This window comes from Vreelandella xerophytica, assembly GCF_968048975.1.
Genome location: NZ_OZ309106.1, coordinates 810,744 through 831,270 on the forward strand (window position 1 = coordinate 810,744; position 20,527 = coordinate 831,270).

The 20,527-nt window shown below is 60.1% G+C and carries 15 protein-coding genes; 6 read left to right on the forward strand and 9 right to left on the reverse strand.

Translation table 11 applies throughout. The annotated features are described in order from the left end of the window. Window positions 1-70: 70 nt before the first annotated feature. Window positions 71-1,006 (reverse strand): cation diffusion facilitator family transporter, encoded by a 936-nt coding sequence (locus ACWF8S_RS03805; protein WP_447556543.1) that lies wholly within the window; start codon window positions 1,004-1,006, stop codon window positions 71-73. A gap of 177 nt (window positions 1,007-1,183) precedes the next feature. On the opposite strand from ACWF8S_RS03805, the gene ACWF8S_RS03810 reads away from it, so the two are divergent. Continuing rightward, window positions 1,184-2,023, forward strand: coding sequence for an alpha/beta fold hydrolase (locus ACWF8S_RS03810; RefSeq protein WP_447555506.1), 840 nt, complete (start codon window positions 1,184-1,186; stop codon window positions 2,021-2,023). A 73-nt stretch (window positions 2,024-2,096) separates the two neighbouring features. Here ACWF8S_RS03810 and ACWF8S_RS03815 read toward each other — a convergent pair whose 3' ends face one another. From ACWF8S_RS03815 to ACWF8S_RS03825, 3 genes are all read right to left on the reverse strand, one after another. Next, window positions 2,097-4,025, reverse strand: coding sequence for a TRAP transporter permease (locus ACWF8S_RS03815; protein WP_447555507.1), 1,929 nt, complete (start codon window positions 4,023-4,025; stop codon window positions 2,097-2,099). 85 nt (window positions 4,026-4,110) lie between these two features. After that, on the reverse strand, window positions 4,111-5,139 hold the full coding sequence (locus ACWF8S_RS03820; RefSeq protein ID WP_447555508.1) for a TAXI family TRAP transporter solute-binding subunit: 1,029 nt from the start codon (window positions 5,137-5,139) through the stop codon (window positions 4,111-4,113). Window positions 5,140-5,195: 56 nt separating this feature from the next. Continuing rightward, complete coding sequence (locus ACWF8S_RS03825) at window positions 5,196-5,981, reverse strand: GntR family transcriptional regulator (RefSeq protein ID WP_447555509.1); 786 nt, start codon at window positions 5,979-5,981, stop codon at window positions 5,196-5,198. A 139-nt stretch (window positions 5,982-6,120) separates the two neighbouring features. Here ACWF8S_RS03825 and ACWF8S_RS03830 point away from each other — a divergent pair, with 139 nt between their 5' ends. Continuing rightward, window positions 6,121-7,896 (forward strand): gamma-glutamyltransferase family protein, encoded by a 1,776-nt coding sequence (locus ACWF8S_RS03830; protein ID WP_447555510.1) that lies wholly within the window; start codon window positions 6,121-6,123, stop codon window positions 7,894-7,896. Between the two features lie 796 nt (window positions 7,897-8,692). Next, on the forward strand, window positions 8,693-9,589 hold the full coding sequence (gene cobA / locus ACWF8S_RS03835; RefSeq protein ID WP_447555511.1) for a uroporphyrinogen-III C-methyltransferase: 897 nt from the start codon (window positions 8,693-8,695) through the stop codon (window positions 9,587-9,589). Here the strand turns inward: cobA and ACWF8S_RS03840 are convergent. After that, entirely contained in the window at window positions 9,554-10,801 is a 1,248-nt protein-coding gene (locus ACWF8S_RS03840) for an MFS transporter (protein WP_447555512.1), read from the reverse strand. The genes cobA and ACWF8S_RS03840 overlap by 36 nt on opposite strands. Window positions 10,802-10,943: 142 nt before the next feature. On the opposite strand from ACWF8S_RS03840, the gene dkgB reads away from it, so the two are divergent. Then, window positions 10,944-11,756, forward strand: coding sequence for a 2,5-didehydrogluconate reductase DkgB (gene dkgB, locus ACWF8S_RS03845; RefSeq protein ID WP_447555513.1), 813 nt, complete (start codon window positions 10,944-10,946; stop codon window positions 11,754-11,756). 78 nt (window positions 11,757-11,834) lie between these two features. Here dkgB and ACWF8S_RS03850 read toward each other — a convergent pair whose 3' ends face one another. Beyond that, complete coding sequence (locus ACWF8S_RS03850) at window positions 11,835-12,542, reverse strand: response regulator transcription factor (RefSeq protein ID WP_447555514.1); 708 nt, start codon at window positions 12,540-12,542, stop codon at window positions 11,835-11,837. A 228-nt stretch (window positions 12,543-12,770) separates the two neighbouring features. Between ACWF8S_RS03850 and ACWF8S_RS03855 the strand changes: the two genes are divergently transcribed. Further along, window positions 12,771-13,265, forward strand: coding sequence for a molybdopterin-dependent oxidoreductase (locus ACWF8S_RS03855; protein ID WP_447555515.1), 495 nt, complete (start codon window positions 12,771-12,773; stop codon window positions 13,263-13,265). A gap of 22 nt (window positions 13,266-13,287) precedes the next feature. After that, entirely contained in the window at window positions 13,288-15,519 is a 2,232-nt protein-coding gene (locus ACWF8S_RS03860; RefSeq protein ID WP_447555516.1) for an ATP-binding protein, read from the forward strand. Here ACWF8S_RS03860 and ACWF8S_RS03865 read toward each other — a convergent pair. The 3 genes from ACWF8S_RS03865 to ACWF8S_RS03875 all read right to left on the reverse strand — a co-directional run bounded on the left by ACWF8S_RS03865 (window position 15,480) and on the right by ACWF8S_RS03875 (window position 20,517). Next, the gene (locus ACWF8S_RS03865; protein WP_447555517.1) at window positions 15,480-16,673 is read right to left on the reverse strand and encodes an EAL domain-containing protein; all 1,194 of its coding nucleotides are present in this window, start codon (window positions 16,671-16,673) and stop codon (window positions 15,480-15,482) included. The two genes, ACWF8S_RS03860 and ACWF8S_RS03865, sit on opposite strands and share 40 nt — an antisense overlap. Before the next feature lie 278 nt (window positions 16,674-16,951). Next, on the reverse strand, window positions 16,952-18,790 hold the full coding sequence (locus ACWF8S_RS03870; RefSeq protein ID WP_447555518.1) for an ABC transporter ATP-binding protein: 1,839 nt from the start codon (window positions 18,788-18,790) through the stop codon (window positions 16,952-16,954). A 119-nt stretch (window positions 18,791-18,909) separates the two neighbouring features. Further along, window positions 18,910-20,517, reverse strand: coding sequence for a gamma-glutamyltransferase family protein (locus ACWF8S_RS03875; protein WP_447555520.1), 1,608 nt, complete (start codon window positions 20,515-20,517; stop codon window positions 18,910-18,912). Window positions 20,518-20,527: the final 10 nt, after the last annotated feature.

A 20,527-nucleotide genomic window follows, 5' to 3' on the forward strand; every position in this document is an offset into this window, starting at 1 on the left:
CGATTTCCTCCCGCGGGCCGGGTCGCAAGGTATGGGTCATCTCAAGCGTGGGTTCCCATGAGCGCCTTTTTCATGGAGACGTTTTGACCAGGAGCCCACAGGAAGGCGCTGCCCAGCGGGTATCGTGGGTGAACACGATATCGCATACCACTGGCGAGTAGTAGCGGCGTACCTCGTCATCTACCCGGGCACGCAGCTCATCTTGTGCTGCAAGCGAAAGCGTCGCGCCTTCGTCGGCCATGACCACGTGAACCATCACATATAAAAGCCGTCCCGGGCGCACGATGCGAACGCGGACTTCTTCAACCGCCACGCCTTCAAGCCCCCGCGCTACGGCCTGGCGAACCGGCTCGGCCACGTCGACCGAGGGCGCCTTGTTGACCAGCTCCCCCAGGGCCTGGCTTGCCATGCGTACCGGCACACCCAGACACAGTACCACCACCGTGATCACCAGAATTGAATCGACGTAGGGCAAGATATGCTGATAGCCCAACGCATCGAAAAGTACCACCAGACAAAACGCGGTGAGTACCGCTGCGGAAATGATGCTGTTCACCACCCAATTGAGCTTATCCGCGGCCACCAGCGGGCTTATGACGTAGCGCTCGCTTTTATGCATCACCCACGCGGTCAGTGAGCAGGCCAGGGTCGCAAAGCTTGCGTATACGACCGCTATACCGGCGGATATTTCACGGCCCCCGGTCAAAAGCGCGGCAATCGCGTCGACCAGCGCAAATATCGAGACCCCAAAAATAAGAAGCCCCTTGCAGAGATTGACCACCGACTCGAAGTAGCTGTAGCCAAACGGGTAGGCGTCACTGTCCGGCTGGCTGGCCAGCTTGCTGACCTTGATGGTGACCAGAGCCACTACGAAATAGATCAGGTTGAAGAGTCCATCCAGCAGGATGGCCTGGGAGTTGGAGGCAAGCGTGGACGCGACGCCCACGACGCCGATCAAAAGCGCCATGAATGCGGAAAAAGCCAATGTACCGGACTCGGTCTTCACCAATACCTGCTCCTAAAATGACGTACAACGCGCCTCAGCATAGCAATTTTCCGGCACGCCTTCGCCAAAAGGCGGTGCCAACGCTTGGCTTGGCAAGCATTTGGTAAGCCGTGAAGAGTTGTACTAGCCTTTGATGACACGCTGTTACCACGTTCAACCAATCTGGAGGGTGATACGATGCCGCTGCTCAATGCAGGAACCGAACAAGGAACGCCGGTCGAGATTTACTACGAAGTGCACGGGGCGGGCAAGCCCGTGGTACTCGTTCATGGCTGGCCGCTAAGCGGGCGCTCCTGGGAGAAGCAGGTACCGGCTCTGGTCGAGGCGGGCTATAAGGTAGTCACCTATGACCGTCGCGGCTTCGGCAAGTCCACCCAGGCAGACGGCGGCTACGACTACGATACGCTGGCGGGCGATCTTAAAAAGCTGATGGATGCACTGGATCTGAACGATGTCACGCTGGTCGGTTTCTCCATGGGCGGGGGGGAAGTCGCCCGCTATATCGCAAGCTACGGCACCGAGCGCGTCAGCAAAGCGGTTCTCGCCGCCGCTGTGCCGCCTTACTTGTACAAAAGTGATGACAACCCCGAGGGCGGTCTGGACGAGGCTACCGTCAACGAATTCCTGGACGGCATCAAAGGTGATCGCATCGCGTTTCTGGAAGACTTTACCAAGAACTTCTTCACCGCCGGCGACAAGAGTGACCTGGTCAGCGAACCCAACCGCCAGTACCACCGCGATATCGCCGCCTTCGCCTCCCCCAAGGCCACTTATGACTGTGTCAAGGCCTTCAGCTATACCGATTTTCGCGACGACCTGCCAAAGATCCAGATACCCACCCTGGTCCTTCACGGCGATTCTGATGGAATCGTCCCGCTGGAGGTCAGCGGCAAGCGTTCAAGCGACATGCTGCCCAACGCCCGGCTCGAGGTGATCGAAGGCGGCCCCCACGGCATTAACGCCACGCATCCGGATGAGTTCAACAAGGCGTTGATCGCTTTTCTGGATAGTGAATGAGGTTCTGATAACCGAACCTGCCAAAGAAGCGCCGCCTGAGAGGGCGGCGCTTCTTGTTGAGCTATCGGTTGAGTCAGTGAGCGAGCGTGCGTCTTGTCTTGAGACGGTGTTGAATCCATAGCGTGGTCACGATGATGGCGCAGCCGATGATCGTGCCATAGGACCCGGGTATTAGTGTTAGCGTGGCAGCCACCAATAGCAGCAGGCGAACCGACCAGGGCGTGCGGATGAATCCTTGCCCCACCATCGCCACGTTGAGTGCGGCCAACGCCAGCGCGCTGATCAGCGCCACCAGCAGTTGATCGAGCCAGCTGCCTTCCAACATCAGAAGCTCCGGGCGGGCAACGAACAGAAACGGCAGGAAAAAACCGGGCAGCCCGATCTTGACCGCCTGCATGGCCGTGGCGAAGTAGGGGGCCTCGGCGATGCGCGCGGCAATCAAGGAGGCCACGGCCACTGGCGGCGTCAACGCCGAAAAGACCGCGAAATAGAGCACGAACATGTGGGCGGCCATCATGCTTACACCCATATCGATCAGCGCCGGTGCGGTCAGCAGCGCCACCAGAATATAAGCCGCCGAGGTCGGAAGCCCCAGACCAAACACCAGGCACGCCACCGCCGCGATCAGCAGCAGAACGCCGAGGTTGCCGTCGGCGATACTCAGCATCAGATACGAAAGCTTCTGGGCAAAGCCGGTCGCGGTCAGCATCTCGACGAAGATGCCGATCACCGCCACGATCACGGCGATGGTTGCGCCGCTGAAGCCGCCGTCGCGCAGCCCGTCGATGATGCGTGCCGCTGCGCTCTTGAGCCCGCCAAGCGGATTCTGGTAGTGGCGCAGCGCAGTGCTGACCAGCTCCAGCACCACGATGGCCAGACAGCCGTAGGCCGCCGCATACGAGGGCGGCATGCGGCTCACCAGCAGGTACACCAGAAGGGCGATGGCGATCAACAGGTGGCCGTAGCGCGCCACCAGCGCCTTGCTCGAAGGCACATCGGCTTCATCGTGCTGGCCGGTGGCTTGGATCCCGTCGCGCGCCGCCTGAAGGTGAACGGCCAGCAGCAAGTAGAAGTAGTAAAGCCCCGCCGGAATGGTGGCGGCCAGGATCACCTCGTCGTAGGCGAGCCCGGTCACGCCCACCATCAAGAACGCGGTCAGACCCATGACAGGAGGCGTCATCTGCCCGCCGGTCGAGGCCACGGCTTCCACCGCCCCGGCGAACGACCCCTTGAAGCCGGTGCGCTTCATGGTGGGAATGGTCATCGTGCCGGTACTGGCGATATTGGCCACGGTGCTGCCTGAAATCATGCCCATGAAGGCGCTGGCCAGTACGGCGATCTTCGCCTGGCCACCCCTGGAATTGCCGGCGAGCTTGGTGGCAAAACCCATGATGAAATCGATGCCGCCGGTGGACTTCAAGAGCCCTGCAAAGACCATGAAGATGAAGATGGTGCCCGCCGAGAGCTCGGTCAGCGAGCCCAGCACGCCCTGAAAGTTGGGAATCGAGGCGTAGGAGACCAGGCGCTCGAAGCCCATTCCGCCATGGTAGAGAAGCTCGACGGGAATGAGGTTGCCGAAGTAGCCGTACACAAGCCCCAGAATGCCGATAATCGGAATCGTCGCTCCCCACTGCTGCCAGGCAGCCACGAGACTGACCGCGATCAGCAGACAACCTATGACCACATCCGCGCGTTCGGGGCCGAACACGCGATCGGTGATCAGTCCTTGGTACTCGATCAGGATATAACCCATCGTGTAGCCGGCCACGGCAAAACAGACGCCGTAGACCGCTTGCATCCACCAGCGCCGGGTGTCGCCCAGGGCGGTAGCGAAGATGATCAAGAGCGCCAGTCCCAGGTGAAGCGCCTTGAACTGCCCCGAAGGCAGGTAGTACTTGAATACCTGGGTGAGGTGAGTCGCGACCATTACCAGGGTAAGCAGAAGTACCAGATTGGCGGTATTGAGATACCCGCGCTTTGCGTTGAGCAGCTTAGGAGTCATGGTCACGAACTTCGCAAGGTAGCTTCATGGGAAAGGTAGCTTCATAGCGTAGAAGTGCCGCCGCAGGGCGGCGGCACGAATCAGCCTAGCTAGAAACCGGATCGGCGATGATCAGCTCATCGCGCCATACGCCCTGTTCCTGAAAGTAACGTGCCGCACCGGCGCTCACCGGGTAATCTGCCAGTAAATACGCCACGGCGAACTCCACGCTCACGTCTTGAAGCTGCGAACCGATACGGCGCACCTGCTCGGCGTTGTCGAACACGGCCTTGCATACTGCATAGGCGTCCTCGTCCGAGACGCCGGGGTGGGTCGCCAGAAGCCCGGAGATCGCCGGCATCAGCATCTCGCCTTCCACCTTGTCCCACTGTTCACTTGAAACGGTAGTGGACAGAAGCCCTGAGTTGATCTGCTGCGCGCGCTCAAGCACCTCGGGCTCGATGGGCAGCACGCGAAACTCGACGGTACTGTCGATCTCGGCCAGCGACGGCGAAGGGCGCCCGTTGGTCAGCGTAGAGGGAATGGCGTCCACCGCGCCGGACTGGAAAGCGCTGAAGGTGTCGTTCCAGGAGCCGTAGGTCCAGTCCACCTGATCGGCGACGCCGGCTGCTTCCAGGATCGTCTGGTGCATGATGGCGGTCGCCCCGCCGGCGGTGGACGGCATCACCCGCTTGCCCGCCAGATCGGCCAGCGAGTGGATGTCGGAGTCGGCGCGCACGATAAGCGGAATGTTCCACACGGTGTAGGCGAATACCTGACGGGCGTCGATCGGCTCGCGAAAGGGGCGCTCGCCCTTGGTGGCCGGCGGCCAGTCGGTAGAGGTGGTCTGGCCGAAATCGATCTCCTGGCGGCTGGCCATTACCAGGTTCTCGGCACCTCCAGAGGTCGCAAGCGTGGTCGAGCGCAACTCGCTTTCGCGCTGTACCGTCTGAGCGAGGGCCTCGATGATGATATAGCCCGTGGAGCCCAGACTTGCCGAGCCCCAGCGAAGCTCGCGACGGGGCGCGGCCTGCAGAATACCCGGGAATAGGGCGATACCGACCCCCAGGGCGCCTGCCTGGAGCAGCTGTCGGCGGCGGATGTCGATCAGTGAGGGAAGCTGTTTCTCTGTCATGTCATCACCTTTTTTATAGGGGGCGCCTCTTGAAGAGGTCTGAGGGGAGTGCCTGGTTATACGCCGTGATCCTTGACGGCCTGGTTGCTGAGCTCGATATCGCGATGGCCGGGCTGGATCTCGAAGCGTTGGAACGTGGTCGGGCGGCCTTCCTTGGTATAACCGCGCACACGCCAGAGCATGCCTTGGCGCACCGTATCGCCTAGAGCGAGTGCGACGCGCGCATCATTCGAGAAGGCATGAATGCCCAGCTGGTGCTCGAATCGGGAGGTCAGGATGCGCTTGGTCTGAAAAAGATGCTCGTGCAGCGATAAGCCGTCGAATTCACCAGGCGGCTTGTCCATGAGCGTGTCGGCGTAAGCCAGGGGCATATAGAGTTCGTTGTAGGTCCAGGGCTCGCCCTGGACTTGGATCAGGCGCTTGATGACAGCGCAGCGCGTGACGCCACCCAGAAAGTCGGCAATGCCCGCCTCGGGGCTGACCTCGAAAATGCCCAGCCCCTGCAGCGTCAGGTCGAGCGGGCGGCCCTGGTCCATGAAACGAAACACGCGAATGTCCTCGAACTTCACTTCCGGGTCGCGAATGAAAGTGCCCCGACCGTGTTCACGCACCACGATGCCGTCATCTGACAACGCCTTCAGCGCTTTTTGCAGAGTGCCCAGACTTGCCGGTAACTTGGCAGAGAGCTCCTGCTCGGAAGGCAGCTTGTCGCCGGGGATGAGCACGCCTGTCTGCACGGCCTCCTTGATCGCATTGTAGAACCGCGCGTACTTGGGCACGCCGATATGGCTTGCATTGGCAAAATGGGGGAGCGAGGCTTCCACGATTTTTTCTAATGTCACGAGCGTACCTCGAGCCGAAAGCCATTTTTTTGGTATCAATAGCTAGACACAAATAGCTATATAGCTTTAATGATCCTGCCTGCAAAACATGGTAGTTTCAAGCGCAGAACTCATCATTTTTATTCAAGGATTCGCCTTTATGCCGCCATTCACGACCCGTCCTGAGATCAAGGGCACCTTCGGTGCCGTTACCTCGACCCACTGGCTTGCATCCAGTGTGGGTATGGCGATTCTGGAAAAAGGTGGCAATGCCTTCGATGCGGCGGTGGCTGCAGGTTTCGTGCTGCAGATCGTCGAACCGCACCTGAACGGCCCCGGAGGGGAAGTGCCGATCATCGCCATGCGCCACGACGATGACGCCCCCCGTGTGATTTGCGGCCAGGGCGTGACCCCCGAGACGGCCACGCTCGGCGCGTTCGAAAAGCTGGGGTTGAAGATGGTGCCTGGCACCGGTTTACTGCCCGCCGTGGTACCCGGAGCGTTCGATGCCTGGATGCTGCTGTTGCGCGACTACGGTACGCTGACCCTTGAAGAAGTACTCGCCCCCGCGATTGGCTACGCCGAACAAGGGTTTCCGCTGCTTTCGCGAGCGGTATCCTCGATCATTCCGGTGATCGACTTCTTCAAACATGAGTGGCCAAGCTCCGCCGAGCAATGGCTTGTCGACGGCGATGCTCCCAAGGCAGAGGCGCTTTTCCGCTCGCCGCAGATCGCGGCGACCTACCGACGTATTCTCAGTGAATCACAGATGGTCGGCAGCGATCGCGAAGCGCAGATCGAGCGGGCACGGGATGTGTTCTACAAGGGGTTTGTGGCTGAGGCCATCGACACCTTCTATCGCCAGCCGCTAATGGACAGCACCGGCGAGAAGCATGCCGGATTGCTCACCGGAGATGACCTTGCCCGCTGGTCGGCCACTGTCGAGCCTACCGTCAGCTATCGCTATCACGGCGTCGAGGTACACAAGGCCGGGTCCTGGTCCCAAGGACCGGTGTTTCTGCAGCAGCTGGCGCTTTTGAAGGACACCGATTTCAGCGCCTTTGGCCCGGAGAGCCCGGAGTTTGTTCACCGCGTGGCCGAGGCCGCGAAACTCGCCTTTGCCGACCGCGAAGCGTGGTACGGTGACAATAACGGGGGCGTCACGGTCGATACGCTGTTGAGCGACGATTACAACCAGGCGCGCCGGGGACTGCTCGGTGAGCGTGCCTCTCGGGACATTCGACCGGGGCTTGAGGGGGACGCGCGCATTGCCTCGATCATGAAGCTTGCCGGCAGCGAGCCCACGATCGGCCCCGGCGGCGGCGAGCCCACCTTTGCACCGCTCCCCAGCGTGGAAGGGGACACGGTGCACCTGGATATCGTTGACCGATTCGGCAACATGGTCTCGGCCACGCCCAGCGGCGGCTGGCTGCAAAGCTCCCCGAGCGTGCCAAGCCTGGGCTTTTCGATCTCGACAAGGGCGCAGATGACGTGGCTCACGCCTGGACTTGCCAGCACGTTGATGCCTGGCCGTCGTCCGCGTACCACGCTGACGCCGACGCTGATCACCAGGAACGGTAAGCCGTACCTGGCGATGGGCTCCCCCGGCGGCGACCAGCAGGACCAGTGGAGTCTCACTACGTTCCTGCGCATCGTGCACTACGGGTTTGATCTGCAGCGCGCCATCGACGCACCGCAGTTTCAGATCCGGCATTTTCCGGCATCGTTCCACCCGCGGGAAAGCGTGTTGGGCCGTTTAATGATCGAAGGGCGCTTCTCTGAGCAGACTTTAAAAACGTTGCGTGAGCTGGGTCACGACGTGGCGCTTCAGGACGACTGGGCGCTGGGTCGGGTCTGTGCGGTCGCCCGCTATAACGACATGGTACACGCAGCCGCCTCGGCGAGACATATGCAGGGCTATGCCGTGGGGCGTTAAGGCTTCCAGCGGCGGCCCGAGGGTCATCTTGAGCTGCCAAGGCTGAAATTCACACCGCATTGCCCTGGGGCCCGCATGCCTGAGATGGCTTCACCGCCTGCTGATCGGAGCGCTACCAGGCAAGTACCTTTTTTCGGCCTGTCAGCCAGTAAAGTGTTTCTGGCGCCTCGGAATCGGCATGCGGGCAATATAACGCGGTCCCCGGGCGTGCCTTTTTGGTGCAAAAAAGTGTTCTACTGCACTGCCATCACGCCATAAAAGACGCCCAAACAGCCACAGAAGCGGTTTCGTGTTTATTGCCGATGATTCATATCATTGTTTTATATTAATTATTTTAGTCCTGATGGCTTTAGGCCCTGAGCTTGCAATGTATATGACGCAACAAACACATAATGACTCATGACTGCTTTTTGCCAAATACAGAAACAAGAAACGACAGCGACCAATAACGCTAAGCGCAGCAAAAACCGATGAGTATGGCACCTGCAGACGGTGCCCCTGAGACAACGGCGTCCAGGCAAGCTTCTCTTGAAGCTTCCTGGACGCTTTTTGCTTTTAGCCCCGAGATGCCACCCCTGAGCAAAGGGCGCGACGAAGCGCTGCCCGCTGCCCGCACGAGCGCAGATAGCGCTTGGGGAAAGTGACGATTGCGCGCCGAGCGGGTTTCGCGCGATGGGTGTGTATAATGGCCGTCTGACAGGTAGCTGATGACCGGCCCGGCGCTGGCCTGCCTGTGGAACCCAGTGCGGTAGTTGCCTGCCTGAACTTAAAGCGATTCTAGAAGAGGAGCGGGGCCATGGGCGTTTTGAGCAAGCACCTGTTACACAAATGGCCTGAAGCGCTAAGGCGTGCCAGCAGGCAGGTATGGTCATCGGCCACGCCTGATAAAGAACGGCTTTGTTTGCCTGTCAAGGGCGAGTGCGAGAAGGGCACCGTGTACCTGGTGGGCGCGGGTAGCGGCGATGTCGAACTTCTGACGCTGAAAGCGGCGAGGCTTTTGATGCAGGCCGAGGCCGTGGTGTACGACCGGCTCGTCGACGATGAGGTGCTGGCGCTGATTCATCCTGGCGCCGAGCGCTACTATGTAGGCAAGACCCGTGGCTATCACAGCGTGCCCCAGGCCGAAATCGGCGCGCGTCTGGTGGAACTGGCCCGGGCGGGCAAGTCGGTGGTGCGTTTGAAAGGCGGCGACCCGGGCGTGTTCGGGCGCATGGGCGAAGAGCTCGCCGCTCTTGCCGAGGCGAACTTGAAAGCCCGGATCGTGCCGGGAATTACTGCGGCCTCGGCCGCGGCGGCCAGCATGGGCATTCCGCTGACCGACCGAGGCCATGCTCAGCAGCTTCGTTTTGTTACCGCTCAGCTTTGCCGCGAGGGCGGCGCGCCGGACTGGAGCGCCCTGGCGCGCCAGGATGAAACGCTGGTGTTCTATATGGGGCTTTCCAAGGTCGAGGCGATTTGCCAGAGCTTGCGTTTGGCGGGTCTGCCGGACACCTGGCCGGTGATGCTGGTGGCCAATGCCAGTCAGCCCGAACAACAGGCGCTCATCGGCACGCTTTTGGACATGCCCGAGCGTCTGGCCGCCCATCCACTGCCTTCGCCTTGCTTGATCGTGGTGGGAAGCGTGGTGAGCATGGTCGAAAAAAGCCCGGCAGCGCACTCAGCGGGCATCGTCGAAGCGATCCACCCGGCGTAAGGTGGGGAAAAGCTTCATCCATGCGCCCACCACGGCCAGCGTCCCGAAGCCGCCGATCACCGCTGCCGGTATCACGCCGAGTCCTGCGGCCATGCTGCCCGCGCGAAACTCCCCGAGCTCGTTGCTGGAGCCGATAAACAGCATGTTGACCGCGTTCACCCGCCCGCGCATCTCATCGGGGGTGGCCAGCTGAATCAGCGTCATGCGCACGTAAACGCTGATCATGTCCGCCGCGCCCGCCACCAGCATGGCGATCATCGACACCCAGAAAACTTCCGAGAACGCGAATACCAGGTTCGCCAGCCCAAAGACCGCCACCGCGGCGAACATGACGTGCCCCGCGCGCCGGGTAATACCGCGGATGCCCAGATAAAGCCCCATCAGCAGTGCGCCAACGGCGATGGCGCTTCTCAGCGCTCCTAGCCCTTCCGATCCCACGTGAAGCACTTCCTGGGCGTAGATGGGCAAAAGAGCCACCACACCGCCCAGCAGTACGGCAAAAAGGTCCAGCGAAATCGCCCCTAGAATGATCGGCTGATGGCGAATATAGGCGATGCCGGCGGAAAAGCGCTTCCAGGCGGTCGTTTCAAGCGCTTTGGCCCGCTCTGTGAAGCGTACCGGTACCCACAGTAGCAGGCCAAGGGCGACAAGAAAGCAGCCCAGACATACCGCGTAGGCCAGGCGCCCACCGCCTATCCCATAAAGCACGCCGCCCAGAAGCGGCCCACCGATCACGGCGATCTTCATGATCGAACTGTTCAGGGCGATGGCGCTGGCCAGCTGTGCCCGCGGCACGATGTTGGGCAGCAGGCTTTGCAGGGTAGGGCCGGTAAACGCCCGGGCACAGCCAAAAAGTGCCAGTACCAGATAAAATGCCGTCACATCGTCTGGGTTCGTCTGGGCAAGTGTCAGCAGCAGCGCGCTACAAAGCCCTTGCACCGCCCAGCTGAGCATCAAGATGCGCTTTCTCGAGAAACGGTCCACTACATCACCCGCAGGAAGCAGCAGCACGACCATGGGCAGGAACTGGGCAAGCCCCACGTAGGCCAGTGACATCGCATCGCGGGTAATATCGTACACCTGCCAGGCCACCACGATCGCCTGGATCTGCATGGCGAAGACCGCGGCGAGCCGCGAGAATAAAAAGCTCACAAAACCAGGCTGGCGATAAAGAGGGAGCCACGGGGCCATCGGGGATTCGCTATGGGACATGGCACTCTTGTTTAGCAGGCAAAGAAAAGAGTGTAGCGCATTGCCCCTGGCGGTTGAACTCGCCTTTCTTTCGCCCCATATCACTAGTCAAAGGTCAAAGACCCGGCACACGTCAGTGCTTCATGGAAAAAGGAGGACATCTATGACGACGAACACGATGCCCAATCCTGGTTTCGGTACCTATCGGCTGGAAGGCGAGACGCTCAAGCAAAGCATCAGTGCCGCGTTGGACGCGGGCTATCGGCATATCGATACGGCCCAGTTCTACGGTAATGAAGAAACGGTGGGCGAGGTGCTGCGCGACAGCAGCGTGGCCCGAGGCGATATTTTCCTGACGACGAAGGTCTGGTACGACCGCCTGGAACCTCACCGGCTCAAGCAGAGTGTGGATGAGTCCTTGAAGCGACTCAAGACCGAGTATGTGGACCTTCTGCTGATTCACTGGCCCTCGCCCAATGATGAAGTGCCCATGCGTGACTACCTGAGCGCGCTCAAAGAGGTGAAGGCGGAAGGCAAGGCGCGCCATATCGGCGTGTCCAACTTCACCATCGCCCAGCTGGATGAAGCTCAGGGCATTCTGGGCAAGGGCGAGATCCTTACCAACCAGATTGAAGTACATCCGTTTTTACAAAACCGCAAGCTGGTGGATCACTGCAACGCCTCAGGCATTCAGGTCACCGCCTTCATGCCCCTGGCCGTGGGAAAAGTGATGGAGGATCCGACGCTCAAGCAGATTGCTGGCGTGCATGGGGTGAGCCCGGCCGAGATCACCATGGCCTGGCTCAAGGCGCGAGGCATCGTGACCATTCCCTCATCCACCAAGGCGCGCAATATCGAAAGCAACATCAAGGCTTTCGAGCTTACCTTGAGCGATGCGGAAATGGCCGATATCGCAACGCTTGACCGGGGCGAGCGCATTGCCAACCCGGATATGGCGCCTCAGTGGGACGAATAGGCAAGATGGGTAAGCAAGACACGTAAGCGGTACGATCATCTACTCGTCACGTGGCCGTCCTGGGTGGGCATGGGCGCTTCACTTGGAGACGTTGTCTTCTGCCGGCTGGCATCTCTCCAGCCGGTAACCCGCCTGATAGACGCTTTTCAAACGTAGCCCGTGGCGGCCATCCAGCTCGAGCTTGCGGCGAAGCCGGCTGATATGGGTATCCACCGTGCGGGTCGAAAGATCCCCCTTTTGTCCCCACACCAGCTCCAGCAAGTGGGGCCGGGTCAGAATCTCTCCTGGCCGGCTGAAAAGCAGGGTCGCAAGGCGGAACTCACGCTCGGTAAGGTCGGCAGGCGATGCGTTCATGTAAATCCGCCGCGCGTCGCTGTCGAGAGAGTAAATATCCGAGATAACGCACGGGGGAGGGGCAGCCCTGCCACCCGAGCGGCGTCTGAGCGCGTTGATCCGCGCAATCAGCTCCCTGGGGCGCAGCGGCTTGGCAAGAAAGTCGTCGGCACCCTGCTCCAGCGCCTGCACGACGCTATCCTCGTGCTGGCTGGCGGTAATGAACAGGATGGGGCCTTTCCAGCCGTCGTGCAGGCGAAGGTGGCCGACCACATCCAGGCCGCAACCGTCCGGCAATCGCCAGTCGATGATGAGAAAGTCGAACGATCGTCGAGCGCTTCGGCGCAGCTCGCTGGTGCGGCTGAACAGCGATACGCGATGCCCGGCGGCGCTCAGGCACTGCTCGATGAATGCCTGCTGATCCAGGTCATCTTCCAACACACCAATATGCATGGCTTCAGGCTTCTCGTCTGACGAACGCTCCCTTCGCCCGGCCTCGTGGCTTGGGCGCGTGCGAGCGTTTTTGGCACAAAGGTTCACAGTTGGCCTTCGAAGGGTCGTAATATACTCAAGGCCCGCCACTGTTCGCGGGCAGGCCATCATACCTTGAAAGGCAGCTATACTTTGAAAGTCAACTATACCTTGAAGGTCAACTATACTTTGACCGAAAGCTTACCAGTTATGCGCTACATGGTCGCCCTGGTGGCGGCCTTTTTGCTGACACCGCTGCAGGCCGACCCGCTCAAGGCACCGCAGGACCGCGTTATTCTGACCGTTTCCGGCAACGTGCAAAACGTCAATGTGGGTGACGAGGCGCATTTCGATCGCGCCATGCTGGAAGCGCTGGCGCAGCACGAGACGTTGACGCGCACGCCCTGGCACGATGGCCAGGTGCGGTTTCAGGGGCCTTTGATTCGAACGGTGCTTGAGGCCGCTGACAGCGAAGGCGAGCAGGTGCGGGTTTCGGCATTGAACGACTATGCGGCGACGATCCCCCTAAGCGATGTCTATGACTACGACGTGATCTTCGCCATGAGCGCTGATGGCGAGACGTTGCGCATTCGTGACCAGGGCCCCTTGTTCGTGATTTACCCCTTCGATGATGCTCCAGCGCTTTTAAATGAAGTGACGCTCTCGCGTTCGGTGTGGCAGGTCAACCACATCACTATCGAGTAACCAGACGCAGGGGCAGTGTCTGATGCTATCAGGCTGGAAACGCTATTTTTATCGCGGCGCTGGCATTGCCACCTTGTCGGCCATCCTTTTCTTCTTTTCGGCGATCGCGACCGGTGGCGTGATCTACTATCGCCAGCAAGCCCTGGAAAACCGCTTGCTGGAGAGCATGCTCTGGTCCACCTATCAGTTCGACAGAGAAGTGCGCGAGCTTCGCCTGCAGCTGCTGGCGAACGCGCCCTCCCATGACGATCTGCTGTTACGTCTTGAAATTCTCTTTAGCCGCCAGGCGCTTTTGCTAAAGGGGGATCTCGGTAGAGAAATCGCCCAGATAGAAAGTCTTCATGCGCTGGTCCAGATGTCTCAAGCGTCTCTTGTCGACCTGGAGGCGATGGTCGAAGACTTGTGGAGCAACCTGGCGACGCTGACCCCGGGGTTTGTCGCTACCCTGCGCGACAGCGTGAACGTGCTTCAGACGCTGACTGCCGCCATCCTGGTGGAAACCAACGCGAATGTGGCGCGAACCCGCACGGAAGAACGTGAAGCACTGACCCGGCTCTACGGGTTGGTGCTTGTGCTGATCACGCTGTTGATGATCTCGGGGGGCTCGCTGGTCCGCGCCCTCATAGTGGAGGGACGCTCCAACCTGGACAAGGCGCAAGCGCTCGAGAAGCAGAGCCGCGAGCTCAACGTCACAGCGCAAAAGGCGGAAACGGCAAGCCGCGCCAAGTCGGAGTTCATGGCGATCGTCAGCCACGAGATACGCACCCCGCTCAACGGTATCGTCGGGATGGCCGACCTGCTCAGCGAAGAAGTGAAGACGTCCGCCGCGACGGACTACCTGATGGCCATCAAGCGAAGCGCCGAAAGCTTGCGCTGTGCCATCAACGATATCCTGGATTATACCAAGATCGAATCGGGGTATCTGGATCTCAACATTCAGCCGTTCGATCTACGCCAGTGTATCGATGAGCTCGGTTCGGGCTATGCCATACAGTCACAGTCCCGGGCGGTCGCCTTTGACTATGCGCTGGCTGACGAGGTGCCTCACCATGTAGAGGGGGACAGGGCGCGGCTCAGGCAAATCCTGATGAATCTGATCAACAACGCCTTGAAGTTTACCGAGGAAGGCTTCGTCAAGTGCTCCGTCACGCTGACAAGAGAGGGGTTTATCCGCTTTGAAGTGCGTGATACCGGTTGTGGTATCAGCGATCAAAATCAAGCTCTGCTGTTCTCTCCCTTTTCCCAGGTGGACACCTCCATTTCCCGGCGCCACGAGGGCTCCGGTCTGGGCCTTGCGATCTGCAAGCGCCTGGTCGAGTCGATGCACGGAGAAATCGGCGTCAACAGCGTAGAGGGAGTGGGGAGTCGCTTCTGGCTGACGGTACCGCTGCCTGCCATCGAGGCGCCTGTAGAGTACACCACCCAGAACAGCCAGCCGCATCTGGCGGCCAATCAGCATATTCTGGTGGTAGAGGATAACGCCTTGAATCAAACGGTGGCCAAGGAGATGCTCAAGCGCCTGGGGCAGCGGGTCAGCCTTGCCGATAACGGCGAGGCGGCACTCGCGCTCTTGAAGCACAAGCGCGACGATATCGATCTGGTGCTCATGGACATGCAGATGCCGGTGCTCGACGGATTGGAGACCGCCCGTCAGTGGCGCAGTCACGAACGCCAGCATCGCCTTGCCTACCTTCCCATCGTGGCGATGACGGCCAATGTCATGCCGGAGCATCGCACTCGCTGTATGCAAAGCGGGATGGACGACATGATTCACAAGCCGTTCACCCGCTGTGAGCTTTGTCAGACCCTGTGCCGTCATCTTTTGAAAGCCTCAAGCGACGAGATGACAAGGGCTCCACTTGATGAGGTGTCGACGCCTGACCAAGCCGAAACGTCATCGCCTGAGAACGTCGTGGTGGATCTGCCTACCTGCAGGGAACTCAAGGAGACCTTCGAGGCCGCGGCGTTGAACAACTTGTTGGCGAGGTTTCTGGACCGTCTCGCCGAGCGAGAGGAGCGCTTGATGGACCAGCTTGAAAACGGCCGTCGGCAGGCGTTTCACCAGGAAGTGCATTCACTCAAGGGGGCCGCCTCGTCGCTGGGCTGTACGGCCATTGCCGAGTGGGCAAGCCGTATGGAGGCCCTGGCACTGAAGGCGCCCACTGAGGCGTTGAAAAGTGGCCTAGCGCGGTTGGCGGACTTGAAAAGGGCTACTCAAAAGGCGTTGGAGCAGGAGGACATGCTGGACGCTTGAGCCGAGGCGTTGACGCCTTGCTGGCCAAACCACATATCAAACGCCGCCACGGTGAGCGGTCGGGCAATAAAGTAGCCTTGGCCCAGGGTGCACCCAGCCTCGACGAGAAGATCCAGCTGCGCTTGGGTTTCGATACCTTCCGCCACCACGTCAAGCCCCATTCGCTTGCCCAGATCGATCACGGAGAGAGTGATGGCGCGCGCCGCGTCGTCCTCATCCATCGACGAGACGAAGCTGCGATCCACCTTCAGCTCGCCGAAAGGCAGCCGATAGAGCTGAACCAGCGATGAATATCCCGTGCCGAAATCATCCAGCGCGAGTTGACAGCCCCGGTCGCGCAGCGCTTCCAGTACATGACGCGCATACCCCAGACATTCGATTCCCACCGATTCCGTCAGCTCCAGCGTCAGGTGCTGGTTGCCCGTCTTGTACCGTTGGGTCAGTTGATCGAAGGCCTCGACGACGCCCTCTGTCTTGACGAAATCCGCCGAGATATTGACGGCGATATTCAGTGACCAGCCTTTGGCCTGCCATAGGGCTTGCTGAGCAAGCGCGAGTTCGAGCACCTGCCAGGTTAATGGCCCCATGAGATCATGCTGCTCTGCCAGCGGAATAAAGCTGCCGGGGAAAAGCAGCCCTCGCTCGGGATGCTGCCAGCGAACGAGAGCCTCGACACCGATGATGTCACCGCGCTGCAAGTCCAGTTTGGGCTGGTAGACCAGAAAAAGCTCCCCGGACTCGATGGCGACCGCCAGCTCCGAAGAGGTGGGCGCTTTCGGCAGTTTCTTGAGAGGCGCCAGAAAAGCCGAAAGACCGGTAAGAAACTCAGCCTTGGGCAGAAACCCCAGCATCTGCAGCCCCTTCGACCGACCTGTCTCGATGGCGTGTGTAACGCTATCCGACGAGCTACCGCTGATCAGCAAAATGGCGGTGTTGAGCCTTAGGTCGTGAAGGTAGTCAAGAATATCCAGTCCGGTAAACTCGCCAAGCCCCAGGTCGAGCAGGATAAGCTCTGCATTCAGCAGGGAAGGCTTGCGTGCCAGTTCCCCAAGACTGCCTGAGGTCTCAACGAGGTAGCCGTGCTGCTGGAGCAGCATCTTGCTCAATAGCTGAACATCTATATCGTCATCAATTACCAACGCACGGGAAGGCATGCCGTTTCCTTTAAGAACTTATCCTTGAAAAGCCTCCAGGAGAAGCTTGCACTTGGTACACGCCCCTTCGCGACGGGCCCCAAGCGTCAAAGCAAAGTGTATCAGAATGCCGCCCCCCTCAGTCTTAGGGCTCGGTTCGGCGCCGTTTTGACCCCGGCTGCGCAAACGCTGACTCAAAGAGAGAAGGCATCACGGTCGAAAACAGCCATGTTTTCAACTTTCAAACGACTGTTTTTACAATTTATAAATTATTAAACAACTGTATCGAGAATGCATCTTTATTTATAACCCTCTGCCTGAAGGTAAAAAAGATGCGCATAGCGTCCGTTGGCCGCCAATAACTCATCGTGGCCGCCTTGTTCGATGATCCGTCCCTGATCGATGACCAGAATCAGCCCGGCGCTGCGCACGGTGGAAAAGCGATGCGAGATCAGAATCGTCATCTTGTCGCGGCTATGCTCGCGAAAGCGGGCGAACACGTCTGCTTCGGCGGCAGCGTCCATGGCGGCGGTGGGTTCGTCGAGCACCAGAATATCGGCGTCTTCGCGCATGTAGGCTCTTGAAAGCGCAATCTTCTGCCACTGCCCGCCGGAAAGTTCCTGACCATCCTTGAACCAGCGTCCGAGCTGGGTATGGTAGCCCTTTGGCATCTGTTCGATAAAGTGATCCGCCAGGCCGAAATGCGCTGCCTGCTGCCAGCGGGCTTGATCGCCAAACGCCTGGGTGTCACCCACGCCCAGGTTCTCGCCCACCGGAAGCTGGTAGCGCACGAAGTCCTGAAAGATCACCCCCACTCGCTTTCTGAGCGTGGCCGCATCCCAGTCGCGCAGATCGCTGCCATCCAGCAGAATGCGTCCCTGGGTCGGTTGATAGAGTCGGGTCAAGAGCTTGATGAGCGTCGTCTTGCCCGAGCCGTTTTCACCCACTAGTGCGAGGCTGTGCCCCGGTGCCAGATGCAGCGAGATGTGCGTCAGTGCCTGGCGCCCGCCCGGATAGGCAAAGCTTACATCCTCAAAGCGCAGGCCATCGCCCGGCACCGCGCCTTGGGTGAGCGCTCCGCCTTCCTGCTCGGTGGGGTGTTCAAGATAATCATACAGATTGGACAGGTAGAGATTGTCCTCGTACATGCCGCTGACGGCGGTAAGTATGGCGGAAAGCGCCGTCTGGCCCTGCTTGAATACCATCAGGTACATGGTCATCTGGCCCAGGGTAAGCGCGCCGACAATGGTTTCGAGCACCACCCAGCCATAGGCGATGTAAAAAGTGAGCGTGCCCAGCAAGCCCAGCACGAACCCCCAGCCTTCGCGCTTCAAGGTCAGCAGGCGGTCTTCAGCAAACAGGCGCGAGAAAATGGCTCGGTACCGGCCCAGAAACAGTGGCTCCAGGCCGAAGAGCTTGACCTCCTTGATGCTGTCTTCCCGGGCCAGTACGGTTTCCAGATAGCTTTGCATGCGGGTTTCCGGCGAACGGCGTCGGAACAGGCGAAACGCGTCTCCGGAGAATTTTGCCTCCGAGATGAATACCGGCACGGCGCCCACGGCCAGGATCATCAATGCCCAGGGGGAAAACTGAATGAGCAGCACGCTGAAACTGGCAAGCGATATTGCGTTCTGAATGAATCCGAAGGTCTTGGTGACCAGTGCCAGTGGCCGGGTGGAAGCCTCCCGCCGGGCCCGGGTGAGTTTGTCGTAAAGCTCGGAATCCTCGAACTGTCCCAATGACAGCGTGCCGGCCTTCTCGAGAATCAGGACGTTCACCTTCTGGCCCAGCATCGCCCGTAAAAGGGATTGCTGAGCGGCAAGCCCGCGCTGTGCCAGGGCGATCAGCGCGATGATCAGTGCCTCGAGCGCCACCAGTTGAAGCACCGGGGCGATAATGATGAAGAGCACCGGCTCTTCCGCGTTCTCGTAGGCCTGCATGGCGCCGACCACGCCGTCCACGATCAACTGGCCCACCCAGGCCGCCAGCGCCGGTAATACCCCTGCCACCAGGGTACAAAGCGCCAATCCCAGCATCATCCAGCGCGAGGTGCCCCATACCAGTGCCAAGGCGCGTCGGCTATAGCGGAACACGCTGAAAAAGCCGGTAATGGGGGAGGAGAGTCGAAACAAGGACATGAAAGGAGGCTACCTTGAGCGCGTGTCAAAGCGCCATGATGCAACGCTTTGACCGCGACCACCAAGCCATCTCCTGCATAAACGGTATCGAAGATGGCCCGATGGCGCATCAATAGGCTTTAAAGCGGCAACACGGCCCCGTCAGTACGCGGCTCGGTGCCGCCCTGCAGTACGCCGGATTCAGAGTCACGCAAAATCACCTGCCCACGTCCGAAGCTGAGCGAATCGGCGACCTTGACGATCTTGTGACCGCGCCGGGCCAGTGCCAGGGCCAGATGGTTGGGAAAATCGGCTTCGACTTCGATGGTTCTGCCACTGGTCCATTTCCAGCGCGGCATATCCAGCGCCGCCTGGGCGTTGAGCCCATCGTTCAACAGGCCGGTCACCACCTGGACATGGCCCTGGGGCTGCATATAGCCGCCCATCACGCCAAAGGGGCCGATGGCCTGATTATCCTTGGTGATGAACCCCGGAATGATGGTGTGATAGGTGCGTTTTCCCGGTGCCAGCGCGTTGGTGTGCTTCGGGTCCAGCGAGAACGACCAGCCGCGGTTTTGCAGGCTGATACCCGTGCCCGGTACCACCATGCCCGACCCGAAGCCCTTGAAGTTGCTTTGGATGAACGACACCATGTTGCCGTCACTGTCGGCGGTGGCCAGATAGACCGTACCGCCCTGAAGCGGATTGCCGTGCACCGGGTCGAGGGCCTGCTCACCAATGAGGGCGGCGCGCTCCGTCAGGTACGCATCGCTCAGAAGCTCCTCGGTGGTGGGCTTCATGGCATCGCGTTCGGTCAGGTGCTTGAAGCCATCCACGTAGGCAAGCTTGGTGGCTTCAATGCGCCGGTGCAACGTCTCGACGATATCGCCTTTGGCGCTATCGAGCTTGTCCAGCATGCCCAGAGCCTGAAGCACGATCAGGCCGCTGCCGTTGGGTGGAATCTCCCAGATGTCGTGCCCTTGATAGCGCACGCTGATCGGGTCGACCCATTCCGGGGCGTAGCCGGCCAGGTCCTCTTTACGCAAAAAGCCGCCATGTTCTCGGGAGAACGCGTCGATCCGATCGGCAAGCTCGCCACTGTAGAACGCGTGGGCTTTCGTGTCGGCAATCGCTTTCAGACTTTTCGCGTGGTCTGGCGACGACCATACCTCGCCCGGGGCGGGGGCATGGCCCTTGGGGGCGAAGGTTTCAAACCAGGGTTTGAAGGCTGCGTCATCATAGGCGCTGTAGTTGTGAAACGCCTCTTCCCACATCTGGTGAATGACCGGCGTGACCGCAAAGCCTTCGTCGGCAAGAGCAATGGCCGGCACCAGAAGCTCGGCAAAGGCCAGCTTGCCAAAGCGTTCGGAAAGCGCTGCCCAGGCGGCGGGTGCGCCGGGAATGGTGACCGGCAGCATGCCGTGGTTGGGTATTGCGTCATGACCCAGCGCCTTCATCGCCTCGATGGTGGCTGTCTGCGGCGCCTGGCCGCTGGCGTTAAGCCCATGGAGCTTGCCGTCCACCCAGACGATGGCAAAGGCGTCACTGCCAATACCGTTGGAGGTCGGCTCGACCACGGTGAGAGCGGCGGCGGTGGCAATGGCGGCGTCAATGGCATTCCCCCCTTGCTGCAGAATACGGATACCCACCTGAGCGGCCAGCGGTTGGGACGTGGCCACCATGCCGCGCGTGGCGAAGGTGGTCATTCGGCGCGAGGCGCTGGGGTAGTACAGTGCATCGTGTTGCATGATGAAATCC

Coding starts and splice junctions, on each gene's coding strand:
- ACWF8S_RS03810 (WP_447555506.1), top strand. CDS start 1,184: ATGCCGCTGCTCAATGCAGGAACCGAACAAGGAACGCCGGTCGAGATT.
- ACWF8S_RS03815 (WP_447555507.1), bottom strand. CDS start 4,025: ATGACTCCTAAGCTGCTCAACGCAAAGCGCGGGTATCTCAATACCGCC.
- ACWF8S_RS03820 (WP_447555508.1), bottom strand. CDS start 5,139: ATGACAGAGAAACAGCTTCCCTCACTGATCGACATCCGCCGCCGACAG.
- ACWF8S_RS03830 (WP_447555510.1), top strand. CDS start 6,121: ATGCCGCCATTCACGACCCGTCCTGAGATCAAGGGCACCTTCGGTGCC.
- cobA (WP_447555511.1), top strand. CDS start 8,693: ATGGGCGTTTTGAGCAAGCACCTGTTACACAAATGGCCTGAAGCGCTA.
- ACWF8S_RS03840 (WP_447555512.1), bottom strand. CDS start 10,801: ATGTCCCATAGCGAATCCCCGATGGCCCCGTGGCTCCCTCTTTATCGC.
- dkgB (WP_447555513.1), top strand. CDS start 10,944: ATGACGACGAACACGATGCCCAATCCTGGTTTCGGTACCTATCGGCTG.
- ACWF8S_RS03850 (WP_447555514.1), bottom strand. CDS start 12,542: ATGCATATTGGTGTGTTGGAAGATGACCTGGATCAGCAGGCATTCATC.
- ACWF8S_RS03855 (WP_447555515.1), top strand. CDS start 12,771: ATGCGCTACATGGTCGCCCTGGTGGCGGCCTTTTTGCTGACACCGCTG.
- ACWF8S_RS03860 (WP_447555516.1), top strand. CDS start 13,288: ATGCTATCAGGCTGGAAACGCTATTTTTATCGCGGCGCTGGCATTGCC.
- ACWF8S_RS03865 (WP_447555517.1), bottom strand. CDS start 16,673: ATGCCTTCCCGTGCGTTGGTAATTGATGACGATATAGATGTTCAGCTA.
- ACWF8S_RS03870 (WP_447555518.1), bottom strand. CDS start 18,790: ATGTCCTTGTTTCGACTCTCCTCCCCCATTACCGGCTTTTTCAGCGTG.
- ACWF8S_RS03875 (WP_447555520.1), bottom strand. CDS start 20,517: ATGCAACACGATGCACTGTACTACCCCAGCGCCTCGCGCCGAATGACC.